A 24,255-nucleotide genomic window follows, 5' to 3' on the forward strand; every position below is an offset into this window, starting at 1 on the left:
TGGAACATGGCTGATACATTTGCGGGCAAATACACACCGGATTTCTTCAACAAATTTACGCATATTGTAAAACTTGAATATCCTGCTTTTGATTCAAATAAGTTTATGAGTTTAATCTACGACGATCATTGGGAAAAGGAACAATTCAAACAGCGTATCAGACATATAAGTGCTTCTTTACGAATGACCTTACCTACGTACTATAGTGATGCGTTATCTATTTTGACTCGAATTGCACCTAAATGTATTGGAGTGGAATACTTATTCTTTCCAGATTTTGTGGAAGTGAATGGACTAGATGATTGGCATGATTCCATTCATGCATTAGAGATATTTACACAATTCTCCAGTTCAGAGTTTGCTGTTCGGTCTTTCATATTAAAAGATCCTGAAAGGATGATGGATCAAATGTTGAAGTGGGCGAGCCATCCCAATCATCATATCAGACGGTTAGCCAGCGAGGGGTGTCGGCCAAGATTACCTTGGGCGCCTGTGTTGGAAGCATTCAAATTGAATCCATCACCCATTTTACCGATTTTAAACCAGCTTAAACAGGATACTTCTGTGTATGTACAGAAAAGTGTGGCTAACAATTTGAACGATATTTCCAAAGATCATCCGGATTTAGTGAAAGATCTCGCTCATGGCTGGTATGGAGCGAATTCCATTACAGATTGGATTATTAAACATGGATGTCGTGGTTTACTAAGAAAGGGAGATTCAGAAGTACTTTTCTTGCTTGGTTTTGAAATCTCTCCAGATGTGTCAGTTACTGAATTATCCCTAGAAGAGGATAGTTTGGAAATTGGGCAAACGCTTATTTTTTCATTTTCCGTTCAGACTAACTCCTCTGAATCGCAGAAGCTCCGTGTGGAATATGCGATTGATTTTGTCAAAGCGAATGGAACGACTTCTAGAAAATTATTTAAAGTGACGGAACGCAAATTCGAAAAAGAAGGCCGTCGATATATACGGAGCCACCATTTTAAAGATTTGACAACCCGTAAGCATTATCCAGGTAAACATAAGCTAGCAGTCATAATAAATGGAAAAGAGCTAGCTGCAACACAATTTTATGTCAGTAATACCGCAGAACTCTTATAAAAAAAGTAAGAATCATACAGAAAATGATAATAGGATATGGAGGTACAATAAATGAATAATGTAACAGTAATCGGCTTGGGATCAATGGGGGCAACATTAGCACGGGTATTGCTAAAAAAAGGCTATCAAGTGACCGTGTGGAATCGATCCATAGAAAAAGCAGAATCTCTACTAGAAGATGGGGCAATCCTAGCTACCAGTGTCGCTAGTGCCATAAGTGCAAGTGAGGTGTCCATTATTTGTTTGTCCGATTATAAAGCTTCCATTAGTATTTTGGATACAAAAGAGGTCAAACAGGCTCTTTCAGGTCGAGTACTTATCGAGTTGAGTACAGGTAGCCCTCAGCAAGCACGTGACAATGAATTATGGGCTCAAGAAAATAATGTAGAATATCTTGATGGAGCAATAGCAGCTTCACCACTTCAAATGGGTAATTCAGAGGCAACAATTTTCACTTCAGGTTCCTTAATAGCCTATAAACAGAGTGAACAAATTTTAAAATGCTTAGCTGGGAATGTTCCTTATCTTGGAGAGCAAGTTAGTGCTGCATCTTCTACAGACTTAGCCTTTCTTTCATACTTGTTTGGTTCATATTTAGGATTTTTCCATGCGGCACGAATCCTTGAATCAGATGGACTACGCATAGATGATTTCGGTTCCATGATTGCCCATGTTTCACAAGTTGTTGGGGAGGTTATTAAGTATGAGAGTGAAGTAATTCAAACAGAAACCTACGATAACCCACAGAGTTCTATAAATATGTGCATGACTACAGTTGAACTTTTCATGGTACAAGCTCAAGAAGCTAAAATTAACAATGAATTTCCGATGTTTGCCCAAGGCCTTTTCAAGAGGGCTTTGGATGCAGGCTACGGAAATGAAGAGCTTGCTGCTTTGATTAAAGTAATGAGATAGAGTATTTAGGTGGGTAAATCTAAATGTAGAATGATTTTTGTGAAACGAAGTAGCCTACTACTATAAAATATGTTAAAGATCACTCCTGATGGTTGGTATTATCCCCTTTAAGTAGACAATGTAAAAAAAACTATAATTATAGTCAATTACATATCCTATTTGGAGGGGATTTTTCTATGAGCAGAACAAATAAAGTATATTCAACTGGATTTAAAGTAAAAGTAGTACATGCCTGAATGGAGAAGGAAGCTATCGAACACTTGCGAATGGTGGTTTAGGTATGATGCCCCTAGTGCTGATGAAAGTATTTTTGATGGTATTGCAAATGAAGTCTTGAATTGTATCCCAGAAGTAGAGAATTATTGGGAAAAGAATAAAATCAAGGGTTTGAAATAGTGGATGTTCATCAAATTTAAACTCGTTCTTCTTCAACCTTTTACTATGATGAGAAATAAGAAAAGATGGTGTAAAAATTTCACACCATCTCTTTTTAATAACTTTGTTTGTTTTAAAACGACTTTTATAAAATGCTACCTAAGCGTTTAATACCTTCTCGGATGACTTCTGGTGTTGCATTTGTATAATTTAGGCGCATTGTATTTACACCCGTTTTAGATGTGTAGAATGGATCGCCAGGTACGAAGGCAACTTTTTGCTCCATCGCTTTTTCGAAGACATCTACTGACGAAGTTCCATTGTTCATTGTAGCCCAAATGAACATGCCACCCTCTGGTCGTGTGTAGTCCACATGTGCTGGGAAAAACTCCTCTATTGCATTTAGCATAGCATCTGCTTGATTTTTATATAACGCTATAATTTTCTGAACGTGCTCCATATAGTCATTGTTTGCTAGATAATCATAAATGACATATTGAGAGAAAATATTTGTGTGTAGGTCAGTTGCTTGCTTCGCAGTTTCGATATGCTGCAATAATTCTTTGTTTTTTGTGATGATAAAGCCAAGACGCATTCCTGGAGTGACTGTTTTAGAGAAAGAACCTAGCAAAATACTATTTTCTAATTTACCAGCACCGATGTATGGTAGTGGTTCACCTTGGAAGCGTAATTCTCCATACGGATCATCCTCAATTAACGCTACATTTTCATATTTTGACATAATTTCGCAAATTTGCTGACGTTTTTCTTTAGAATACGTAAGACCTGTTGGGTTTTGGAAATTTGGCACTGTATACACGAATTTTACATTTGGTTGTTGTAGTGCATTCTCTAATTCTTCTAAGTTTAATCCATCATTTTCGAGTGTTACACCATAGAAGGTTGGCTCACTTAATGTGAAGGCTTGAATAGCACCTAAGTAACCAGGCTCCTCGATGACGATACCATCGCCTTTGTTAATAAGCACTTTCCCAATTAGTTCAAGAGCCTGCTGTGATCCAGTAGTAATAAATACATCGTCAGCATGGACATCTAGTCCGTGTACTCGTCGATATTTTTCAGCAATGTACTCACGTAAAGGCGCATAACCTTGTGTTCCTGAGTATTGGAATAGACGACTACCGTTTTCCGAAATAGCCTTGTTCGCAGATGCCTTTAACGCTTCAACTGGGAAGGAGATTGGGTTTGGAAGCCCCCCTGCAAACGAGATGACATCCTCTGATTCAGTTACTTTCAAAATATTTCGGATGAATGAGGATGGGGTATTGAGTATCTTTTCTGAAAATTCCATAATTTATCGTCCCTTTTTTCTGATTTTTTAAAAATTATATCATTGTCATCATATGCATACAATATTATCATTGTATGCAAGACAATTAAATATTGTATGCAAAAATTGAGAGAGAAGGAGCTTAGCTTAGAATATGCCAGTTAATTCGTTCGAAGAATATCCGATGAGTTGGAAGCCGAATATTAGCAAAAGTTCGGCTCCATTATATATAGCAATAGCTGAACAGCTGGAACAAGATATAAAGGATGGAAAATTATCGCCAGGCACGAAGCTACCTCCTCAGCGTGAGCTAGCTGATTTTTTAGATGTTAATTTAAGCACGATAACAAGAGCTTTTAAACTTTGTGGGCAGAAGGGGCTTATTTACGCTTCTATCGGAAGTGGAACATTCGTTTCATCAGATGCAGCGACCAATAAAATTTTATTACCGACAAGTAATTCTTCTCAGATGATCGAAATGGGCTCTGTGCTACCAGAAAATCATGCGAATGAGGATATTACACGTTATATGAAAAAGATGATGAATGACCCTAATTTTAGCAAATTATTTCAGTACGGACGACCAGAAGGAAATGCGTGGCAAACGGAAGCCGCAATGAAACTTTTGGAAAAGGTCAACTTTCAGACGGATCAACCTGTATTGCTTGGGGCGGGGGGACAAAATGCCATTGTTGGCACGTTAGCGGCATTGTTTCAGCCAGGAGATCGAATTGGTACTGATCCCATTACTTATGCAGGTATAAAAACAGCAGCAAATATGCTTGGTATCCAACTAGTAGCAATCCAACAAAGAAACGGGGAAATGACAAGAGATGGGCTATTATACGCTTGTAAAAATGAACATATAAAAGGTCTTTATGTTATTCCTGATTTTCATAATCCAACTACCCATACAATGTCGATGGAAACAAGAAAAATGATAGCGGAAGTTGCGAGGCAGAAAGACTTAATTGTTATTGAGGATGCGATCTATAGTTTTCTTAAAGAGAAACCACTTGCACCAATAGCCTCTTATGCACCAGAAAAGGTCATTTATATTGCCAGTGTATCAAAAACCATCTCACCGGGCTTACGACTATCCTATATCGTTACACCGCCAGCACTGCGAAAAAAAATAATGGAAACATTGTATAACATAAATATTTCAGTGTCTTTAATGATGGTGGAGCTTACAGCAAGGATGATTCATGATGGCGTTGCGCAAACCATTTTAGAGAAGCACCGGTTGTATGCCAAGCAACAAAATGCCCTTGTCGATCAATATTTAGGGGAATATAACATTTTTGGAGAAGAAGAATGTATTTTTAGATGGCTTATACTTCCCGAAAAATTCACCAGCGTTCAGTTTGAATTGCTAGCAGCAAAAGCTGGTGTGCAAGTGTATGCAGCTGAACGTTTTGCCGTAGGAAATGCGAAGCTGGTTAATGCAGTTCGTTTGGCCATCACTGCACCTGAAAATCAGCTTGAACAAGCACTTATTATTTTGAGGGATTTACTAGAAAGTGATGGGGATTATACATTTGTTGATTAATGTAATGAAGGTTTATAATAAAGCTATGTAAAGAAAAGTGGCGATACGATAGCGCATAAAGGGCATAGATATGAATAGTTTTATGCGTCATTGAACGGATGCATAATCTCAGTCTAAAGGGTAAGCCAAAGTAAATGAGGTGACAAAATATGAATAAAGGAAGAATCATTTTACATATTGACCTTAATTGCTTTTATGCCTCTGTTGAACAAATTTACGATGCCTCATTAAAAGGGAAACCAGTAGCAATCGCAGGTAATCCTAAAGAGCGTAGAGGTATTATTATTACTTGTAGCTACGAAGCAAGAGCAAGTGGTGTTTATACGACTATGAATGTCGGAGAGGCGCGTCGAAAGTGCCCAGAGCTAATTGTACTACCTCCTAATTTCGAACGATATAGAGCTGCGTCCAAGTCTTTTTTTAATTTGTTAAAGGAATATAGCGACATTCTCCAACCAGTTTCAATCGATGAAGGATATTTGCAACTTCCTATAGTTGAAGGTCAGCATGTAGTGCAGCACGTACAAAATATGCAAGATCGAATCTGGAACGAATTGCAACTCCCTTGTTCAATCGGCATTGCACCGAATAAGTTTTTAGCAAAAATGGCAAGTGATATGAAAAAGCCAATGGGGATTACAATACTCCGTAAGCGTGATGTTCCCGCAGTATTGTGGCCGTTGAATGTCATTGAGATGCATGGGATAGGTAAAAGTACAGCGGAGAAATTAGGTAAGTTAGGTATCAAAACAATTGGAGAACTTGCTGTAGCTGATGAATATTTATTAAAGCAAAACTTTGGCATTAATGGTCTGCGTATGAAGCAAAAGGCAAATGGCGAAGATGACAGACCAGTTGATCCAGAAGCGATATACGATACAAAAAGTGTAGGGAATTCAACAACACTTTCTCATGATACGACAGATAGAGATGAACTATATAAAGTAATAGCAACACTTTCTGAAAAGGTAGCGGAAAGATTAAAGGCTAAGAAACTTGCAGGGGTAACTGTAAGTATCATGATTCGTTCAGCTGATTGGGAAACATGTACACGAAGTAAGTCCATTAATAACGCGATTCATTCAAAAGAGGATATCGTTGAGCATGCGTGGTATCTATTTAACAAGCATTGGGATGAAGAACCTGTACGTTTACTAGGAGTTACCATATCGAATGTCAGTGATATTAAAGAAACGACACAGCAGCTAACGTTATTTAATTTTGAAGAGCATATAAAAGATGAACCAATTATTAAACTTGTTGATCAAATCGAGCAAAAGTTTGGAAAAGGAACGATTTTACGGGGGTCAGATATTGCCAAACCAGTAGGGAAATATCAAGCGAATACGAGTTTTAGTAAGGACTTTTGGGACGAACATAAGTAGAAAGAAACGAATTTTTGTTCAATAAGAAATAAACAAACTTTAAAATAAAGCAGAAAACCGTCATTTCGATCAATCTTTTTCGAAATAACGGTTTTCTATTTGTATTTAGGCTGAAAGCTGCTTATTTAGGTGGAAATATTATATGTTCGTAAAATGTTCATTTTCCTTTTGTTCATAGTTTTCACGGCGATTTTTGATTTTTTGTAATACACTATCTAGAACATTCCGTTCAGACAGCGTTTGATAAAGGACATTCTGTACCTGTGCGGCTTCCTTGTTTTCTTCTTGGTTACTTAGGAATTCACTGAATGTTCCCATATATTCATGGTAGTCTATATTGGAAAGTGTTTTAGCAGCTACCTGTTTGTGCTCTGTTAACGCAGAAGTAAACTGTTTACGCGCCTCATCAGGTTGGGCAGGTATTATTTTGATTTTACCTCTTGTATCTGAGTCTCCTGTGAAGTCAAGGAATTGGTAATCGAACGCCAATGGTTTAGCAAGAGCGATATGCGCGTGAAGAGCAACAGCATGGTCAGGAAGTTTTTCAGTTATCTCACGAAGGATATCGTTTCCTTTGTCAAGATAACGACTGCCATCGAATGCAAGAACACGGCCGACTTCTTCAGAGAAAAAGTCTTGAGCAAGGAATTCCTGATCGTATCCGGTAGGTGGTAAAACTCGTAGCCTTAAGCTGTTAGATACGATGTTATGGCCGTTTATTTGCATAGCTACTTGAATGTTATAAAATCCTGGGTCATCAATTAACCAGCCATTTTTCCCTACGGACGCGAAAATAGTTTCGTATAATGATTCACCAGGCATTATTACCTTATTCTCTTTGTTCCATAAATATTGAACATGAGGTAGTAATCGACGTCCTTGTTTTCCATCTTTTTTAACCAATACAGTCATTCCATATAAATCGGACAATATATGTTTATTGATTGACTGAGGTTGATTCGAAGTATTTGTTAATTTGATTTCAATAACTGCAGGCTCTAACCATTGGAATATAGATGTTTTACGGTTAACCCTCAATTCAAGATTAAAAGAAGGGTGAATAGAAATGATCGGATGCTCAAAACCATGATCTACAGCCCAGTCAGCATTACCCATTTGTACGAAGCGCTCAGGAGCGTGTCGCAAAAACAAAAGCTCTTGATCACTAAAACGATACTCAAAGTTTTTAAAGAACTCCTGTTGATTGCCATCAAATTTGAAAGGATAATTCATAAAGCTTAGAGCCTTTGGTTCTGGAGTAAGAGGGCGCTCCAACGGTTCCCAAGGATGACCTAGGTGTTTTTGCCAAGAGTGCAGGAGATTGAAAGCATGTCCCATCTCATGGCAAGCACACCAAAAACGATATCGCTGTACCCAAGCTTCTGGGGAGGGGTCACCTTTAGGTGGATCTGAAATAAATGAATTATTAAAAATGGCCGTCCCTTGACGATGATTCGGACCTATGCTATCAAACATAATACCGCCCAGGCCGTGGCCTTCTTCAGCTTCCGAATTTGCAAAGAATGTCCACATCGACCATTGGGGCTTATTATCAAAGTGTGACCAATATACTTGCATGGCATCATGCATCTCTTGAGTGTTCCACTTTTTATCAGTCCCTGTATAGTCTTTGGAAACAATATTATTACCTTCTGATATTTTTACATCAAACCCAGTGCGTTTAAAAACTTCTGAAATTGACAAAGTTTCATCCGGCAAAGATGTTGGTTTGTCTGGATGTGCGTGTGTTTGATAGGTCGTGACTGGCGTTGTACCTTCTTCAGCGTCGTATTCAAATTCCACAGGGTGGAAGTAAGTAGATTGAAACTGGAAAGTGCTAGTTCTATCTATCTCCCCTCCGATCAGAAACGCGACTTCGGCAGTATGCTGTTCAGGAAATGAACCGCGTGTTACTTGTATTTTTACATTTGTATACGGAAATGATTGTAGTTCGTCTAGGTATTTATTTCGAATATTGCCTGTCCAAGTATTTGGTCCATTAGCTGTTAACTTGGCAATCCAATGAATAGTAGAAGACTGGTTTGAAATAACAGTTCCGCTTGCTACCATTTGTGGGTAGTGTCCATCTACATCAAGGCGAAGTTCCTCACCGATTTGCTCTTCACCCCATGCATATAAACCACTAATTGGTGAGAGGGGAAATTCTCCTAAACTGGAAGGGGTAATGGCTTTTACTAATTCTTTTGGTTCGTTCATTTTGTTTTGATCCATCTTTATTACCTCCATGTTTATTATTTTTTGTTTTTCTTCCTCAATCCCAAGAGTCACAATGCTACGTTAAAAAATGCAAAATGTATTTCAAGTATTATATATGCAGCAGAAACTATAAATATGACACTATAAATAGTAAAATAAATACAGTTAATAAAAATGCTGGAATAATCTAATTATTTCCCGAGAAATACAAGAACAAAGAAAGAAGGTGTGGTAATGCATTATAAGGAGTACGGTGATCTACATAAGCCACTCATACTGTTGATTCATGGGGGAGGTGTTGGAGGATGGATGTGGGATAAACAAGTCCTATGTTTTTCCGATTATCATTGCGTTGTACCAGAATTAATAGATAACGAGGCTAATAATACCACTGATTTTTCAATTGAAGATAGTGCAAAAAAGCTTCTAACTATAATAGAAGAAAAAGCAAAAAATAAACGTGTCATAGTAGTGGGATTTTCATTAGGGGCACAAATAGCTATTCAAATGGTGAGTATAAAGCCATATTTAATAGATTTTGCCATCATCAACAGTGCTTTAGTGACACCATCCCCAGTTGCAGAAAAATGGATTAGACCATTGATAAAATTAACTTTTCCCTTAATAAAAAATAAATCCTTCGCCAAGCTTCAAGCTAAAACGTTATATGTAGATCAAGAATATTTTGAGCAATATTATGAAGATAGTTCAAAAATGAAATTAGATACCCTTATTAAAATATTGCAAGAAAATATGTCTTTTGCTATTCCGCATGATTTTTCGAAAGCTCAATGTAATATGTTAGTAACTGTCGGTGAAAAAGAGAAGGGCAACATGAAAAAATCTGCGCACCATCTTGTGAATAGCAATCCTAATTGTCAAGGCGTTGTACTATCTAATATCGGTCACGGTGTCTCATTAGCGAACCCTGAGTTTTTTAACCGTTTTGTTGAAGAGTGGATTAAGGATGGGAAGTTACCAGAAGGGGAGGTTATCAATAAGTGCATAGTGTAAAAAGGAATCTATTGCCTATTCTCAAAAAAGATAGGGGAGATATTTTTAAATGCATGCAGTTTTAAAACCGATAATTGAAATTATAGGTGTTGAAAATAATTTACTAAGTTATTTAGGAACAGGTCTATTTTACCAGATAAAAAGAAAAATGCTTGAGTTTGGAATAAATTAGGGAGTTGCAAAAAGTTTATTGGAGTTAGTTACTAAAGAAGAAATTAGAAGATATAATTTGTAACAGTCCTTCGTATAACACCATATTCATAGAGAATTGAATACTGCAAGGAATGAATAAGCAGTAAAATATAGTGATGAAGTAAGTTAAAAAATCTGACGCAAGGAGAGAATCGCGGATGGGAAAGAAGAAAAAAACCTTACCGAAAAATTTCGATGAACTAATTGAAGCAGGCGATATACCAGCATTAAAAGAGGTATTTATGCAATGCGAATTAGATGCCCGTGGCGGTTACAGTAAATCAACAGCTTTGAGCTTTTTCAATATACCGAATGAATTGGTCCGCTGGCTCGTGGAACAGGGTGCTGATATAAATGCTAGTGACAGTTATGGAAGAACGGCTCTACATAATCATGCAATAAGTTGGTGCGGTAATACTGAATTGCTGCTTGAGTTGGGTGCAGATATAGAAGCTATTGATTATCAAAACGAGACACCTTTATTTGCCGCCGCAGCTTCATTCAAGCCAAATGCGGTACACATGTTGATTGCCAAAGGGGCAAATATCAGCGCAGAAAATAAGATGAAACAGACACCCTTAGAAAAAGCTTTGGCAATGTGTAGAAACATCGATATCGTCAATATGTCGAAAGTTGTCGATATTTTGCTTAACGCAGGAGCAACTGAAACGCAGGAAATGAAAGACTCTATTAAGCGAATTGGAAATGACTTTGAGTTTCACAGAGAAGGATTTAATAAAGAATATTTGAATCAAACAGATGAGGCACTTTTACGTCTATATGAGCTATTAGATGTTCCTCCAGTAAGGAAACGAAAGACTCACGATGGCACCTCTCCAATAGCAGTATCAACAAAGGGATGGCAGGCGCAACATAATGAACTCTGGAATTTATTAATTCCTTCACAAGGACATGCGAAAACCATACAGGGTGAGGTTATCCGTATTACTGGTAAAGTATCATACGAAATTTTAGATAATGGCAGTATCAACTGGGATAATCAATATCGTAAAATGCTTAACAGTTTAGACCATTACTTTAGCTTGGGTACGCCATTACATCCCGCTGCACTTCAGGAGGCCGAAACATTAGCGAAAGAACTTCGCAACGGCAATGGTAGTAATGAACCTGTGAGACTATGCGAACTGGCAGTGCATTGGGTACTCAGCAATCCTAATCCTATTACTTTGGAACAGCCCGACTATAAGCGATAACTTATGTACGACTTAATCAGCGTATACAATAAGTTTTTTAATGCACTATACATTCCTTTTTTCTAGGCACACACCAGCTAAGAAGAGGGATGAAATAAAGGAGGTTAATCAAACATGGCGGAACGCATACCATGCAAGACGGAAGACTGCAGCGCAATAATTCTGCCGAGTACAGCAGCCAAAACAGGCGGCATCTGCATGCCTTGCCTTCAGGAGCAAGAACGAAAAAAGCAACAAGCTTATATTGAGCAGCACCGCAAAACAGTGAATCTCTATGATGGATTAACAGATCTTGTAGACATTCTCAAGGTGATGCATGCACCGAGAAAGTATGACCCTCTTATCCAATACGTTCCTTATCCGTTAAGCATGGAGCAGATGTACATATCTTTATCAGACCAAGAAGCGGACTGTATGCTGAAATATGCAATGGAATTATTTGCTGTTAACAATGAAAGTGAAGCAGAAGATATTCTATTATCTCTGGTGTGCTACCGGGAGGATAATATATCAGATGCTTTGCGTGAGCTTATACAGCGCGGCTTGTTTTATAATCCGCTTCTTTTTAAAGATGCTTCACAAGACATTCGAGATCAGCTTCTAGAGAGGGTGAAATGGGATGAGGACAACCGAAATCATCTCCTCCTTATACTCGGCTGGATTGGTGATACTGTGGTCATAGAGCAATTTCGGGAATGGCAAATGCAGCCGCCAAAATGGGCGGAGCAGTTGTTTGTAACTCCTGAAACTTACGCTCTTGATGGAGGATGGGAGCTTACCCAAGACGGAAAGCGACATGACCTAATTAACCATTTATGTTATGCGATCAGGCAAGCAGACCAACAGAATGATGATTTAAAAGAAGTACATCATGCCCGTTTTCTTGGGATAAGCTTTTCAACATGCCCATGGTGTAATAGGAAGTTAACGAAGTTGATGGACGTAGCTACCTCTCATCCGTCCTTGCAATATCTTGACTTGCAGATGGAGAACCTGCAGGTGATAACTTGTGACTTATGTGGGGGCTTTAGCACGATATACATGGAGCTGGACAATCATGGCGTGCCTGTCTGGAGCCGCTATAATCAGGAACCTGATTATCTTCCGGATATTGATGACGTAAACAGCAGTACTGAAACCCCACCTAATTTAGTCCTTTCACATAAACCGCAATCGCCGTATTATGCTGCAGTTTGGACCATGTCACAATTAGATTCGCAGATTGGTGGCCATCCAAGCTGGGTCCAAGATTCGGAGTATCCATTTTGTCCTTGTTGTGAACGAAGAATGCGGTATATAGGGCAAATCGATTATGCTGATTTCGATGAATATGCTGAAGGCATTTTTTATATGTTTATATGTCCAAAAGACAGGATTACAGCAACAGTATATCAGCAAAGCTGAATAACGTTCACACTTCAAGGAATTTTGCTTTGAGATAAAAGGAGGAAAAGAGGCGTTTAACGTGAAATACAAATTTACCGAAGTGCTGAATGATCTTATAAACTATTTTATTCTCGGAGATATTTTACTATTGGAAAGATGGAAACAGTCCAACAATCATTCAGATAATTTAGCAATGGAATTTACAACAAACGAGAGCGGCGATAATGTTGTGCTTGATGGTATCATACTTCCAATGGTAGGGATTGAAAACTATCCCTATACCATCATATTTAATCTTTCTGATGATACTCCAGAATTGTTAAAAACAGATAGCCGTTTACAATTCAGACGTGACGGCTATTCGCTTAAAGTTGAAAACAACATACTTATGCTGTTTACTTGGCGAATATTAGAACAATTTACTAACGAAAGAGTTCACGCTTTACTTAATGATTATCGACAATGCAATAGGCCAATGATTGAAGTTGAAAACGGCTGGTACAGCATAGAGATATTAGGTGGAGAAACTTTGCAAGATTCATATTATGAACCCACATTTGAGTTTGTTTTGCGAAAGACAGAAAGGAAGGAGCCAGTGGAGTTTGATATCAATTCAAATTTTACGATTGAAAGTTCCACCTACTAAAAAGGATGGTGTAAAGATTGCTAATTAATAACAACCGAAATAAACTTGAGCGAATTATTCACGAATACCAGTTTGAACATGCGATGGATTATTTGAAAGAGTCTGTACGTCAAGGTATTCGCTTGTCCAAGAAAGAGATCGAAACATACAATGAAATATGCTCATCCCGTATAGGGGGTGATCCAGATCTCCCCGCTAACGTAGAATGGCCGTTAAATTCTGATGGAACTTCCATGACGTTCCTGGCCCAGCTGCGTTTAAGTGAATTGGCACCACATGATGTAGCAGCACTGCTACCTGTAAAAGGTATATTGTACTTTTTCGTAGGAGTGGATGAACCTGCGTATGGAATCGAGCATAAGGTGATATATCTATCAGAAGGCAAGCTTGAGGAAGTTAAACGTTATCCTTCGCCTGCAGTGACAGCCATTGAGGGTGATTTTACCGGATACCGAGTGAGCGCTAAATCAACGATGGAACTTCCCAATTATGGTTATGTAGATTACGATATAGTGGAAGACGATGAGCATGATTATGATCAGTATGAAGAGCTATGCTTCGAGTTGAATGAAGATAACTCAAGTAATCTGGCTGCAATGTTCGGTTATCCATCTACCCAGCATGGGGATTGTGAATACGAAGCAGCTCTTCATCTATTGACAGGCAAAAAGTATGACTATTCAATGGATTCAGCGTTAAAGAAGATTACGGATCACTTCAAAGGTGATTCTGTTAGAGCGAAGCAGGAAGTACAGGATATTCTAGTATTACTTGCGCTAGACTCCGATCAGGATGTGGGATTCTGCTGGTGGGACGCTGGGGAATTGCAGTTCTATATTCGAAAGGAAGATCTGCTCGCAGGTAATTTTACAAACACCTATTGCTCCCTATATTCAAGTTAAGCCAATTATTATACTATAGTTATATGCAAAAGCCATTGATTTAGGACCATAGTTTGCAAGATTAAGAAATGTACATCACTTGTGAGCATATTGTATAAAACAATACAAAATAGACTTTGCTAATTTTAGTGCTTGAGCACAAGAGCTTTGAGAAGGGCTTCAGCCTTAGATAAAAAAGACTTTAGTCGTGGACATTCATGACAAAATGAGACTAGGACAAATCTGGTCAAAACCTTAAAAAGTGCGAGAAATCAATTTAGAAACGTTGATTTCTCGCTTTTTTGATGTTGAATTTTTCAATTTTGCCTTAAAAATATGCTTATGTCCTAAGCGACGTAAATTATCAGTGCGGTCAGATAGTGTCGCATGAAGGTATATATCGATATTTTTCGAAAGTTGGGTGATAAATTGATAAAGTTGATCGATAAATAATGGAAAGTTCTCGATAAATCTCGAAACTGTCTCGATAAATCTCTCATCCCCGCAAAGATAATTTTGTCCTAGCCTCTAATTTAAAGCATTCTTATCTTAACTGATGTTAAAGTGAGAATGCTTATGTTGACTTATTATGCATTATCTACTGAATATTTTAACTTGAACGCCATTACTTAAATTACATTAATCATTGAAAATGCTTGTCATTTTCTCTGCAACCTCTTCGGTAATCGCAAGAAATCGTTTGGAAATTGATGTCATGTAACGATCCTTAAGTGTAATTATATTAAGTTTTGTTTGTAACACTGGATTTGCTAGTGTTCTAAGTACCGGTAAATCAGGAGAATTAAGTAGCTTGAAACAGCTAGGTACAAAACAAATTCCTGCGCCTTTCATTACCATCATAAGTGTTGGTAATGTTTCTGTCCCCCAGTAAACGACATTAGGCGTAAATCCACTTTTTTGGCATGCCTCGATCACATCATCAGCAACACCTGATCCATAAGATGTTGTATTTAAAAGAAATCGTTCGTTTTTCAAGTCTGCAATATCAATAGAAACTTTTTCACATAGATGATGGTTGGGTGGAAGAGCTAAAAGTAAAGGTTCTGTTAGTAGTGTTGAAGTATGGATGTCCTCCGCTCTCACTGAAGTTCGGACAATTCCAATATCTATTTTATGACTTCTTAGTTCTTCTAAAATATATGAAGTATTACCCTCGCGAACATGTGTAACTATGTTAGGAGTTTCCTTTTGAATTTTTTTTAAGACATTTGGCAAAATAAATAGATTTGCTGAAGTAGTACAACCCAATTTCACAGTACCTCTAATTCCTTCATGAAACTCGACTAATTTCTTCTCCGTATTCTCAGATAAATCAAGTAATTCTTTTCCTTTTTCATATAAAAATACTCCACTTGGTGTTAATTCAAGAGATCTTCCTAAACGATTAAACAAAGTGACATTTAATTCTTGTTCAAATTTTCTAATTAAAATACTTAAGGGGGGTTGAGTCATTTGCAGTACAGTAGCAGCTTTTGTAATGCTACCTTCCTCAACTACTGTAATAAAACAATGTAAACGATGAAGGTTCATTTTGATAACTCCTCCTTTTAGTATTCATAAAATATATGGAAGTCATATAAATATTATAATTTACATTATAAAAATGTAAAGATATACTAATTTCATAATTAAGAATAGTTCAAAAATTTGATCTAAACTGTATTTCAGTTTGAAGTTAGTTGATACCAGAGTGTGTCCATCCAATCGCAAATTATTAATTTATAAATGGAGGTTTTATCAATGACAACTAAAATTACTCAACAATCAAAAACTGTAGAGTTAGCTAAACTGGACAAAAAGCACTTGCTACATCCAGCTACAAATCCGAAGGCTCTAATTGACAATGGACCGCCTATTATCTTTGTTAAAGGTAAAGGCGTTACAGTTACAAGTACGGATGATGTGGAATACATCGACGGGATGTCAATGCTTTGGAACGTGAACTTAGGACATGGGAATCAAGAACTTGCAGATGCTGGTAATAGTCAATTATCTACCCTTGCGTATGCATCATCATTTAAAGGATTCTCAAATGAACCATCCATTCTACTTGCTGAAAAATTAGCTGAGTTAGCACCAGGAGATTTAAATAGTGTATTCTACACTTCTGGTGGATCAGAATCAAATGATACAGCAATTAAATTAGCTCGTTTCTACTGGGAGCTTAAAGGGAAATCAGAAAAAAGAAAGATTATTGCGCTAACGAATGCTTATCACGGTGTAACAATAGGAGCGCAAACAGCTACTGGTCTTGCAGCATACCACAAGTTCGCATCATCAAATATAGACGGAGTTGTTCGTGCAACAGCCCACTTATTAAACAGCGAGTTAGGTGATAAAAGTGACCCGAACTATGCAGATTCTATCCGTGGAACAATTGAAAGAGAAGGTGCGGAGACGATTGCTGGAATTATTATTGAACCTGTGCAAGGTGCGGGCGGAGTTAATATTCCACCAGAAGGTTACTTAGAAGCAGTTCGTAAAATCTGTGACGAGCACAATATCCTTTTCATGGCAGATGAAGTTATTTGTGGATTTGGTCGTACGGGGAAAATGTTTGGTGTAAACAACTGGAATGTTGTCCCTGATATGATGTCAATTGCAAAAGGAATTACGAGCGGTTATTCGCAACTTGGCGGCGTCATGATAAATGATGAAATTAGAGAAACAATTGCAAACTTTGATGCTGTTATTCCACATGGTTTCACATATAGTGGCCATCCAACTGCTTGTGCGATTGGTCTGAAAAATATTGAAATACTAGAGCGTGATAATATTATTGACCACGTAAACGACATGGAGAAAGAACTTAAAAAAGGTTTAGACTACTTAGCTGAAAAACATAGTATTGTAACAAATTGCAGAGCAATTGGTCTGTTGGCTGCATTTGAACTTTACGAAGATCCAACAAGTGGAAAATTATTTGAGCCAACTGTTTTCCCAGCAAATGCGGTAGTTGACGCATGTTTCGAACGCCAATTAATATTAAGAGCGCTTGGAGCCAATAACCAAATTGTAGCAATTGCGCCACCGCTTATTATTAACAAAGAAGAAATTGAAAAAATGATTCAAATTATAGACGATTCGATTACTGCTTTTAAAAATACACGCAACTAAACTATTCCTATAAAGTAAGTTGAGTAGTGGTGGTTATAGTTAAAAAAGGGGAGGTTCTCTAGTGCTTTATATAAATGGTGAATGGCGAGATACAGGAAATAAATTAGATGTAACAAATCCTGCGACAGGAGAAATAATTAGAACTGTTGCTACAGGTGGTAAAACTGAAACTAAAGAAGCAATCGAAAGTGCGAAGAGAGCATTTGAATTCTGGGGTAAGACAACTGGAAATGAGCGCAGCAACTACCTGTTTCAAGTGGTTCAATTGATGAAAGAAAAAACAAAAGAATTAGCAGAAACAATTACACTTGAAAATGGTAAGCCTTTACCAGATGCTACTCGTGAAGTAGCAGGTGCGATCGGCTATCTAGAATGGTATGCAGAGGAAGCTAAGAGAATTTATGGGGAAACAATTCCTGCATCTGCAGCTGATAAACACTTAATGGTAATTCGCGAACCTGTTGGGGTATGTGCAGCTATTACACCATGGAATTTCCCTTTATCGATGATTACAAGAAAAATTGCACCTGCACTTGCTGCAGGTTGTACGATTGTTTTAAAACCGGCTGACTTAACTCCTCTTTCGGCGATAAAAGTATTCGAATGCTTTCATGAAGTTGGACTACCTGCTGGAGTTGCAAACCTGGTAATTGGCCCAGCTGAAGAAATTGGAAACGAGATGACGAGTAACCCAGACGTTCGTAAAATCACATTTACTGGCTCGACGCGTGTGGGGAAAAAACTTATCCGTGATTCGTCTGATACAGTGAAGAAAATATCAATGGAGCTTGGTGGACACGCACCGTATATTGTGTTTGAGGATGCTGATATTGACGCAGCAGTTAATGGTATCTTAGTGTCTAAGTTTATTAACTCAGGTCAAACTTGCATCAGCACCAACCGGATTTACGTAGCAGAAACTGTAGCTGATGAATTCTCAGGAAAGTTAGCTGAAAAGGTATCTAAATTAGTTGTAGGAAATGGATTAGAAGATGGCGTAAATGTCGGTCCAGTAATTAATAAAGTGGCTCTTGAAAAAGTGAAAAGTCAAGTAGAAGACGCTGTGAAACATGATGGTAAAGTAATTGCGGGTGGTAATGTATTTACATTAAATAATGGTAGCGGTTACTTCTTTGAGCCCACAGTTATTCAATATGCAAGCGATAATATGAAGATTACAACAGAAGAAACATTTGGACCAGTTGCACCAATTTATACATTTAAGACGGAAGAAGAGGTAGTTGAAAGAGCAAACCATCCTGAATATGGTCTTGCAGCTTATTGTTATACGCGAGACATTGGTCGAGGCTTACGAATGATGCGTGCTTTAGAGTTCGGAATTGTTGGTATTAATGATCCAGCTCCAGTGGTTGTACAAGCTCCGTTTGGTGGTATGAAGGAAAGTGGAATGGGGAAAGAAGGCGGTTGGTACGGACTTGAGGAGTACTTGGAGAAGAAGTTTGTATCGATTTATTTAAAATAATAAAAAATGTTACTAATCTAGGTAACTAAATATATTGTAGTAGACTTATCTACATTCTCTATGTCTCCCATACATAGTTTCTAAAGAATGTATGGGAGACAGTCTACACAATTAATAAAGCAATAAATTTTAATTTAATTCCAATAAAATAAGAGGGTGAATTTATTATGTCTCAAGTAAATTTAAAAAATAATGGACAAGAAATAGTTGTCCGCAATATTTTAAAAGAGGATCTTGCTGAAGTTGCCGCACTTTCTATGAAGTGTTTTGGACCTGATATGGCATTAAAATATGAGCATTTTGAAAGTCAGATTGAGTTGTTTCCAGAAGGTCAAATTTGTCTAGAATACAACGGTAAAATTGTAGGAACCGCTTTAAGTCTAATTGTAAATTTTGAAGATTACGGAGATAGTCACTCATATTTTCAAATCTGTGATTTAGGATTTATTCGAAATCATAACCCTAATGGTAGAAACCTTTATGGTATTGAAATTGGAGTACACGAAGATTTTAGAGGGTTACAATTGGGACGTCATTTGTACGATGGCCGAAAAAGAATATGTGAGAAACTTAACTTAGAAAATATCTTAGTAGGTGGTCGTATACCTTTTTACTATAAATATGCTGAGCAGATGAGTGCAGATGAGTATGTACTAGAGGTAATGAAAGGGAAAATATATGATCCTGTATTAACATTCCAATTGAAAAACGGATACGTATTAAATAAAGTAATGCCAGGCTATTTACCTGGGGATGTTGAATCATTAGAATATGCAACACTTTTGGAATGGAAAAATCCAGTTTACAAGCTTAAATTAGTATGAGTCTTTTGTCCGTTATGTTCGCCTATTTTAATAGGCGAACAGTGGATGCCTATTGTTTATTGCGATTATTTAACTTCTTTAGATATGTAAGCGCTTTCAATTAATTGTTATAAGAGTTCCATTAGAAGTAAATCTTAGGTAAAGAGAGGAGTTATCAATGGTTATCGCTGATAAAGTTATTTCGAGTGAAGCAGTATTTACAGGTTTGGAAAATGAAGCAAAGCCAGCAGCTATTGCGATTAAGGGTAACAAAATTATTGCGGTAGGTTCGATGGAGGAAATAAAACCATTTATAGGTTTAGACACGAAGGAATATCATTATGGCAACCAACTCATTATGCCAGGATTTCATGATGCGCACCTTCATCTCATGTTTGGTAGTCTTTTCTCGCATGCAAGTATCAATTTATCGGATGCTCATTCGGAAGAAGAAGTAGCTAGTTTAGTAAAGCAGTTTTCGGAAAACGTGCATGCTGATGAGTGGATTATAGGCTATGGATGGGATCATACAAATTGGGCAGAGAAATGCTTGCCTACACGATTTTCTTTAGACAAAGTAGTTCCCAATCGCCCGATTATTCTTTTCCACGCAGAAGGTCATTATGCGTGGGTTAATAGTTTAGCACTTGAAAATGCTAGAGTTACAAATGAAACTGAAGACCCTCCTAATGGTACGATTCAAAAAGATGAAAATAATGAAATCACAGGAATTCTTCTTGAAACAGCAATGAATTTAGTTGTGGATATTGCTCTCGCATTTCCGGATAAACGGAAAGAAGAATTGTTTGAAGAGTTCTTAAAAAAATCAGCTCAATTAGGCATTACATCAGTAAATGATTTGTTTGCAAGTAGTTTTGATAAGTTAAATAGTTTCGATATGTATAAGGCATATGATGAAGCTGGAAAACTTACGACTCGAATTCATCTTTACCCTGAGTTAAATGATGATATAGATAGAGCGATAAGCTTGCGTGAAAAGTACAACTCCGAAAAATTACAGCTTGCAGGACTTAAGCAGTTTATTGATGGCGTTGTAACTGGACATACCGCATACATGTTAGATCCTTACTTAGACAAACCTATAACACGAGGGAGTACTGCTTTTCCTGTAGAAACGATCAAAAACTGGGTGACAAAAGCGGACAAAGAAGGATTTCAAATTCGTTTCCATACAATTGGTGATGGCGCAGTTAGGCTTGCTCTAGATATATTTGAAGCAGCAAGGATGGATAATGGTGTGCGAGATTCACGACATGCGCTAGAGCATATTGAAGTGATTCATCCGACAGATATTAAGAGATTTAAAGAATTGGGGGTTGTTCCATCTGTACAGCCTTCTCATCTAGCATTGATGCCAAAAGAAAGTCATATTTTGCGTGTCGGTAAAGAGAAAGACCCTTATACGTATTTATGTAAAACGTTATACGACGCAGTCCAGTATATTGCTCTTGGTACAGACTATCCAATAGCAACATTAGATCCTTTTAAAGAAATTTTCCATGCGATTACGAGACTAGACTTTACTGGTGATTATGAGTGGAATAGTCAAGAGCAGATAACACTCGCAGAAGCGTTGAAAGCGTATACAAAAGGTTCAGCATACAGCACATTCAGAGAAAGAGATTTGGGTACATTAGAAGTTGGAAAATTAGCAGATATTATTGTACTAGATAAAAACCTCTTTGAAGTAGAAAATAAAGAAATTCTTCAAACGAAAGTTTTGTTAACAATTATGGATGGTGAAGTTGTTTATAGTGAATCAGTCTACTATCCTACTATTTTAGTTAATTGATCATTTTACCGGGAAGATTTTTTTATTACAATTCGAGGAGTGAAAAAATGAAACATTCAGTTAATTTGTCTAGATCGCTTTCTTTAACGTCTGTTGTTGTTACTGGGTTGGCCTTTATGGCTTTAACTACAGTGTTTAGCACATACGGCATAGCCTCTAAAATATCTCATGGTATGGTCGCTGGATCGTATGTACTTGCATTAATTGTGATGATGTTTACGGCTCATAGTTATGGTCAAATGGCAAAAGCGTACCCCATTGCGGGATCTGCCTATACCTATGCGCAAAAAGCGATTAATTCTCATGTCGGTTTCTTAGTAGGATGGGCAATTTTAATGGATTATCTCTTGATCCCAATGGTTAACTTTTTACTATTTGGTATTTTCTTCTCAGCTGCAATACCTGAAGTTCCACAGTATGTTTGGATACTTACATTAGTAGTTCTTGTGACGTTTGTAAATGTTAAAGGTGTAAAGTTAAGCGCAAATATCAACATGATTGTAATAGGCTTATCGGTATTATTTCTAATTGTCTTTTGCATCTTATCAGTTAAATCAATAGTAACTGGAACCGGGACTGGCATTTTATTTAACCTTGATCCCTTTATTAATACCGAGGAGTCATTTAAGTATATAGTTGCTGGTGCTGCACTATTATGTTTCTCTTTCCTTGGTTTTGATGCAGTTTCTACTTTTTCAGAAGAAGTAAAAAATCCGGAGAAAAACATACCGCGTGCAATATCTTTAGTAACAATAATTGGTGGATTATGTTTTGTAGTCGTATCTTATTTTGCACATAATGTTTGGCCAGATTATACGAGTTTTAAAGATGCTGATTCTGCTTCCTATGAAATTGCTTACCTAGTAGGCGGGAATGCCTTACAAGCAGCATTCCTAGCAAAAACTGCAGTGGTTGTATTTGGTTCCGCGTCCGCATCTCAAGCAAGTGCTGCACGTGTATTATACGCAATGGGAAGAGATGGACAATTACCTAATTTTTTTGGAAAACTAAATAAAAGAACGAGAACCCCGGTTAACAACATTTTATTAATTGGTCTTTTATCATTATCTGCAATGTTTTTAAGTCTAACCTTTGTCGCGTCTTTCATTAACTTTGGCGCCCTACTTGCATTTACTGCTGTGAATCTATCCGTTGTTTTTTTATATTACGGTAAGCGAAAAGAACGCTCCTTAAAGGGGATTATCTTCTATTTGATTTTTCCATTAATCGGAGCAGTACTTACAACTTGTTTGCTTTTGAATCTAGATGTTTATTCAATTACTCTTGGTAGTATTTGGTTAGGGATTGGTGTTATTTATTTATTATTTATGACAAAAGGTCTTAAGCATAAACCACCAGTGCTCAAAACAGATGAGATTGATTCGTCGCAGTTTAATGAAGCAGCTAAAAATATGTAAGGGGATGGATGAATGACAGATAACACTACGCTCAAAAGGTCATTAGGTGTTTGGTCAATTGTTGCACTGGGATTAGGATATATGACGCCTACAGTGGTCTTTGATACGTTTGGAATTGTATCAAAATTAACAAATGGTGTAGTACCAATGGCGTATTTTGTCGCCTTGTTAGTAATGGTATTGACAGCGATTAGTTATGGAAAGATGGTACAGGTATTCCCGGCTGCTGGTTCAGCCTATACTTACACCCGGGAAACAATGGGGTCTCACCTAGGATTCCTCGTAGGATGGGCATCGTTATTAGATTATTTATTATTACCTTTAGTTAATGCATTAATTATTCGAATATATATGGAATCTCTGTTTCCGAATGTACCTGTTTGGATTTGGGTTTTTGCTTATGTCATTGTAGTTACTGCAATTAATGCTTATAGTATGGAATCAACATCCAGCTTAAACTTTATACTCGTTGTTTTCACGATTTGTTTAATAAGTATCTTCATAATACTTGCTTCTGTACAACTTTATCACGGTATGGGAAATGGTACTTTATTCACGATTCATCCACTATCACATGAAAATGTGAAATTAATAGCCGTTTTAACTGGGGCAACAGTAGTAGCTTTCTCGTTTATCGGTTTCGACGCAATAACAATGTATACGGAAGAAGCAAAGGATACATCAACAGTTCCTAGAGCAATCCTTCTAACTGTTTTAATCGGTGGGGGTATTTTCTTTATTGCTTCTTATTTTACACAAGCATTATTCCCGGATGTTTCTGTGTTCGAAAATGTAGATGATACATTGCCGGAGATTGGTTTATATGTAGGAGGGAAGTTATTCCAACTGCTTTTCATTGCAGGAGCTTTCGCTGCTACTGTAGCTTCAGGACTTGCATCTCATGCAAGTGCTTCTCGTTTGCTGTTTGTTATGGGCAGAAATGGTGTACTTCCTAAAAAAACTTTCGGATACTTACACCCTAAATTTAGAACGCCTGTTTTTACGATTGTTTTGACGGGAATCGTATCATTATTTGCAATAGGACCAAATTTAGAATTAATCGCTTCAGTCATTAACTTTGGGGCATTAATTGCATTCACATTCGTTAACCTATCTGTTATCGTTCATTTCTATATTCGTCAGAAAAGGAGATCAGGCAGTGAAACCTTTAAGTACTTAATTATGCCTTCTTTCGGAGCATTAGCTACTGGAGTTCTTTGGTATCATTTACACGCTGATGCATTTATAGGTGGAATCGTTTGGCTTATAATCGGAATCATTTACATGCTGTTTATAACAAGATTCTTTAAAAAAGAACTTGGAAGTATGGACTCTATTGATGACTTGGAGTCATTAGATAAAGAGATTTTTAATGAAGATAAGATTAAAGTCTTGAATTAACTATTTAGAGGATGAGAATCTCTTAGA

Annotated in this window: 19 protein-coding genes; 16 read left to right on the top strand and 3 right to left on the bottom strand. The window is 37.3% G+C overall.

The window, feature by feature from the left end; translation table 11 throughout:
* The first annotated feature begins 6 nt into the window (after positions 1-6).
* Together ACQKMI_RS12695 and ACQKMI_RS12700 are read left to right on the top strand one after the other, a co-directional pair.
* Positions 7-1,104: a DNA alkylation repair protein gene (locus ACQKMI_RS12695; protein ID WP_427489391.1), complete on the top strand. Its 1,098-nt coding sequence runs from the start codon at positions 7-9 to the stop codon at positions 1,102-1,104.
* 51 nt (positions 1,105-1,155) lie between these two features.
* Positions 1,156-2,019: an NAD(P)-dependent oxidoreductase gene (locus tag ACQKMI_RS12700; RefSeq protein ID WP_370043139.1), complete on the top strand. Its 864-nt coding sequence runs from the start codon at positions 1,156-1,158 to the stop codon at positions 2,017-2,019.
* A 520-nt stretch (positions 2,020-2,539) separates the two neighbouring features.
* Here ACQKMI_RS12700 and ACQKMI_RS12705 read toward each other — a convergent pair.
* Complete coding sequence (locus ACQKMI_RS12705) at positions 2,540-3,706, bottom strand: PLP-dependent aminotransferase family protein (protein ID WP_427489393.1); 1,167 nt, start codon at positions 3,704-3,706, stop codon at positions 2,540-2,542.
* Between the two features lie 133 nt (positions 3,707-3,839).
* Here ACQKMI_RS12705 and ACQKMI_RS12710 point away from each other — a divergent pair, with 133 nt between their 5' ends.
* Positions 3,840-5,237: a PLP-dependent aminotransferase family protein gene (locus ACQKMI_RS12710; RefSeq protein ID WP_427489395.1), complete on the top strand. Its 1,398-nt coding sequence runs from the start codon at positions 3,840-3,842 to the stop codon at positions 5,235-5,237.
* A 149-nt stretch (positions 5,238-5,386) separates the two neighbouring features.
* Positions 5,387-6,622 carry a DNA polymerase IV gene (locus ACQKMI_RS12715; RefSeq protein WP_427489397.1) on the top strand — a complete coding sequence of 412 codons (1,236 nt, stop codon included), beginning with the start codon at positions 5,387-5,389 and terminating at the stop codon, positions 6,620-6,622.
* 138 nt (positions 6,623-6,760) lie between these two features.
* Here ACQKMI_RS12715 and ACQKMI_RS12720 read toward each other — a convergent pair whose 3' ends face one another.
* Complete coding sequence (locus ACQKMI_RS12720; protein ID WP_427489399.1) at positions 6,761-8,854, bottom strand: hypothetical protein; 2,094 nt, start codon at positions 8,852-8,854, stop codon at positions 6,761-6,763.
* Between the two features lie 219 nt (positions 8,855-9,073).
* On the opposite strand from ACQKMI_RS12720, the gene ACQKMI_RS12725 reads away from it, so the two are divergent.
* The 6 genes from ACQKMI_RS12725 (at position 9,074) to ACQKMI_RS12750 (ending at position 14,193) form a co-directional block, all read left to right on the top strand.
* On the top strand, positions 9,074-9,853 hold the full coding sequence (locus ACQKMI_RS12725) for an alpha/beta fold hydrolase (protein ID WP_427489401.1): 780 nt from the start codon (positions 9,074-9,076) through the stop codon (positions 9,851-9,853).
* 49 nt (positions 9,854-9,902) lie between these two features.
* Positions 9,903-10,025 carry a hypothetical protein gene (locus tag ACQKMI_RS12730; protein WP_427489403.1) on the top strand — a complete coding sequence of 41 codons (123 nt, stop codon included), beginning with the start codon at positions 9,903-9,905 and terminating at the stop codon, positions 10,023-10,025.
* 178 nt (positions 10,026-10,203) lie between these two features.
* Positions 10,204-11,259, top strand: a complete 1,056-nt coding sequence (locus ACQKMI_RS12735; RefSeq protein WP_427489405.1) for an ankyrin repeat domain-containing protein — start codon at positions 10,204-10,206, stop codon at positions 11,257-11,259.
* Between the two features lie 114 nt (positions 11,260-11,373).
* Positions 11,374-12,663 carry a DUF1963 domain-containing protein gene (locus ACQKMI_RS12740; RefSeq protein ID WP_427489407.1) on the top strand — a complete coding sequence of 430 codons (1,290 nt, stop codon included), beginning with the start codon at positions 11,374-11,376 and terminating at the stop codon, positions 12,661-12,663.
* 61 nt (positions 12,664-12,724) lie between these two features.
* Positions 12,725-13,291, top strand: a complete 567-nt coding sequence (locus tag ACQKMI_RS12745; protein ID WP_427489409.1) for a hypothetical protein — start codon at positions 12,725-12,727, stop codon at positions 13,289-13,291.
* Between the two features lie 83 nt (positions 13,292-13,374).
* Positions 13,375-14,193 (top strand): YwqG family protein, encoded by an 819-nt coding sequence (locus tag ACQKMI_RS12750; protein WP_427490099.1) that lies wholly within the window; start codon positions 13,375-13,377, stop codon positions 14,191-14,193.
* 618 nt (positions 14,194-14,811) lie between these two features.
* On the opposite strand, the gene ACQKMI_RS12755 is transcribed toward ACQKMI_RS12750, so the two are convergent.
* Positions 14,812-15,723 (bottom strand): LysR family transcriptional regulator, encoded by a 912-nt coding sequence (locus ACQKMI_RS12755; protein ID WP_427489411.1) that lies wholly within the window; start codon positions 15,721-15,723, stop codon positions 14,812-14,814.
* Between the two features lie 210 nt (positions 15,724-15,933).
* Here ACQKMI_RS12755 and ACQKMI_RS12760 point away from each other — a divergent pair, with 210 nt between their 5' ends.
* The 6 genes from ACQKMI_RS12760 (at position 15,934) to ACQKMI_RS12785 (ending at position 24,228) form a co-directional block, all read left to right on the top strand.
* Positions 15,934-17,310 (top strand): aspartate aminotransferase family protein, encoded by a 1,377-nt coding sequence (locus ACQKMI_RS12760; protein WP_427489413.1) that lies wholly within the window; start codon positions 15,934-15,936, stop codon positions 17,308-17,310.
* A gap of 61 nt (positions 17,311-17,371) precedes the next feature.
* On the top strand, positions 17,372-18,793 hold the full coding sequence (locus ACQKMI_RS12765; RefSeq protein WP_285395968.1) for an NAD-dependent succinate-semialdehyde dehydrogenase: 1,422 nt from the start codon (positions 17,372-17,374) through the stop codon (positions 18,791-18,793).
* Between the two features lie 167 nt (positions 18,794-18,960).
* On the top strand, positions 18,961-19,617 hold the full coding sequence (locus ACQKMI_RS12770) for a GNAT family N-acetyltransferase (protein WP_427489416.1): 657 nt from the start codon (positions 18,961-18,963) through the stop codon (positions 19,615-19,617).
* Between the two features lie 157 nt (positions 19,618-19,774).
* The gene (locus tag ACQKMI_RS12775) at positions 19,775-21,409 is read left to right on the top strand and encodes an amidohydrolase (RefSeq protein WP_427489418.1); all 1,635 of its coding nucleotides are present in this window, start codon (positions 19,775-19,777) and stop codon (positions 21,407-21,409) included.
* A 47-nt stretch (positions 21,410-21,456) separates the two neighbouring features.
* On the top strand, positions 21,457-22,827 hold the full coding sequence (locus tag ACQKMI_RS12780; protein WP_427489420.1) for an APC family permease: 1,371 nt from the start codon (positions 21,457-21,459) through the stop codon (positions 22,825-22,827).
* Positions 22,828-22,839: 12 nt separating this feature from the next.
* Positions 22,840-24,228, top strand: a complete 1,389-nt coding sequence (locus ACQKMI_RS12785; RefSeq protein ID WP_427489422.1) for an APC family permease — start codon at positions 22,840-22,842, stop codon at positions 24,226-24,228.
* Positions 24,229-24,255 lie beyond the last annotated feature (27 nt).

Origin of the sequence: Lysinibacillus sp. NPDC097214, from assembly GCF_050277945.1 — a bacterium.
Lineage (GTDB): Bacteria > Bacillota > Bacilli > Bacillales_A > Planococcaceae > Lysinibacillus > Lysinibacillus xylanilyticus_B.

What these genes read in the sequence shown, in the direction of transcription:
- ACQKMI_RS12705 (WP_427489393.1), bottom strand. Translation starts at nt 3,706, where the DNA reads ATGGAATTTTCAGAAAAGATACTCAATACCCCATCCTCATTCATCCGA.
- ACQKMI_RS12720 (WP_427489399.1), bottom strand. Translation starts at nt 8,854, where the DNA reads ATGGATCAAAACAAAATGAACGAACCAAAAGAATTAGTAAAAGCCATT.
- ACQKMI_RS12740 (WP_427489407.1), top strand. Translation starts at nt 11,374, where the DNA reads ATGGCGGAACGCATACCATGCAAGACGGAAGACTGCAGCGCAATAATT.
- ACQKMI_RS12695 (WP_427489391.1), top strand. Translation starts at nt 7, where the DNA reads ATGGCTGATACATTTGCGGGCAAATACACACCGGATTTCTTCAACAAA.
- ACQKMI_RS12780 (WP_427489420.1), top strand. Translation starts at nt 21,457, where the DNA reads ATGAAACATTCAGTTAATTTGTCTAGATCGCTTTCTTTAACGTCTGTT.
- ACQKMI_RS12770 (WP_427489416.1), top strand. Translation starts at nt 18,961, where the DNA reads ATGTCTCAAGTAAATTTAAAAAATAATGGACAAGAAATAGTTGTCCGC.
- ACQKMI_RS12715 (WP_427489397.1), top strand. Translation starts at nt 5,387, where the DNA reads ATGAATAAAGGAAGAATCATTTTACATATTGACCTTAATTGCTTTTAT.
- ACQKMI_RS12775 (WP_427489418.1), top strand. Translation starts at nt 19,775, where the DNA reads ATGGTTATCGCTGATAAAGTTATTTCGAGTGAAGCAGTATTTACAGGT.
- ACQKMI_RS12760 (WP_427489413.1), top strand. Translation starts at nt 15,934, where the DNA reads ATGACAACTAAAATTACTCAACAATCAAAAACTGTAGAGTTAGCTAAA.
- ACQKMI_RS12730 (WP_427489403.1), top strand. Translation starts at nt 9,903, where the DNA reads ATGCATGCAGTTTTAAAACCGATAATTGAAATTATAGGTGTTGAAAAT.
- ACQKMI_RS12725 (WP_427489401.1), top strand. Translation starts at nt 9,074, where the DNA reads ATGCATTATAAGGAGTACGGTGATCTACATAAGCCACTCATACTGTTG.
- ACQKMI_RS12755 (WP_427489411.1), bottom strand. Translation starts at nt 15,723, where the DNA reads ATGAACCTTCATCGTTTACATTGTTTTATTACAGTAGTTGAGGAAGGT.
- ACQKMI_RS12735 (WP_427489405.1), top strand. Translation starts at nt 10,204, where the DNA reads ATGGGAAAGAAGAAAAAAACCTTACCGAAAAATTTCGATGAACTAATT.
- ACQKMI_RS12700 (WP_370043139.1), top strand. Translation starts at nt 1,156, where the DNA reads ATGAATAATGTAACAGTAATCGGCTTGGGATCAATGGGGGCAACATTA.
- ACQKMI_RS12750 (WP_427490099.1), top strand. Translation starts at nt 13,375, where the DNA reads ATGGATTATTTGAAAGAGTCTGTACGTCAAGGTATTCGCTTGTCCAAG.
- ACQKMI_RS12710 (WP_427489395.1), top strand. Translation starts at nt 3,840, where the DNA reads ATGCCAGTTAATTCGTTCGAAGAATATCCGATGAGTTGGAAGCCGAAT.
- ACQKMI_RS12785 (WP_427489422.1), top strand. Translation starts at nt 22,840, where the DNA reads ATGACAGATAACACTACGCTCAAAAGGTCATTAGGTGTTTGGTCAATT.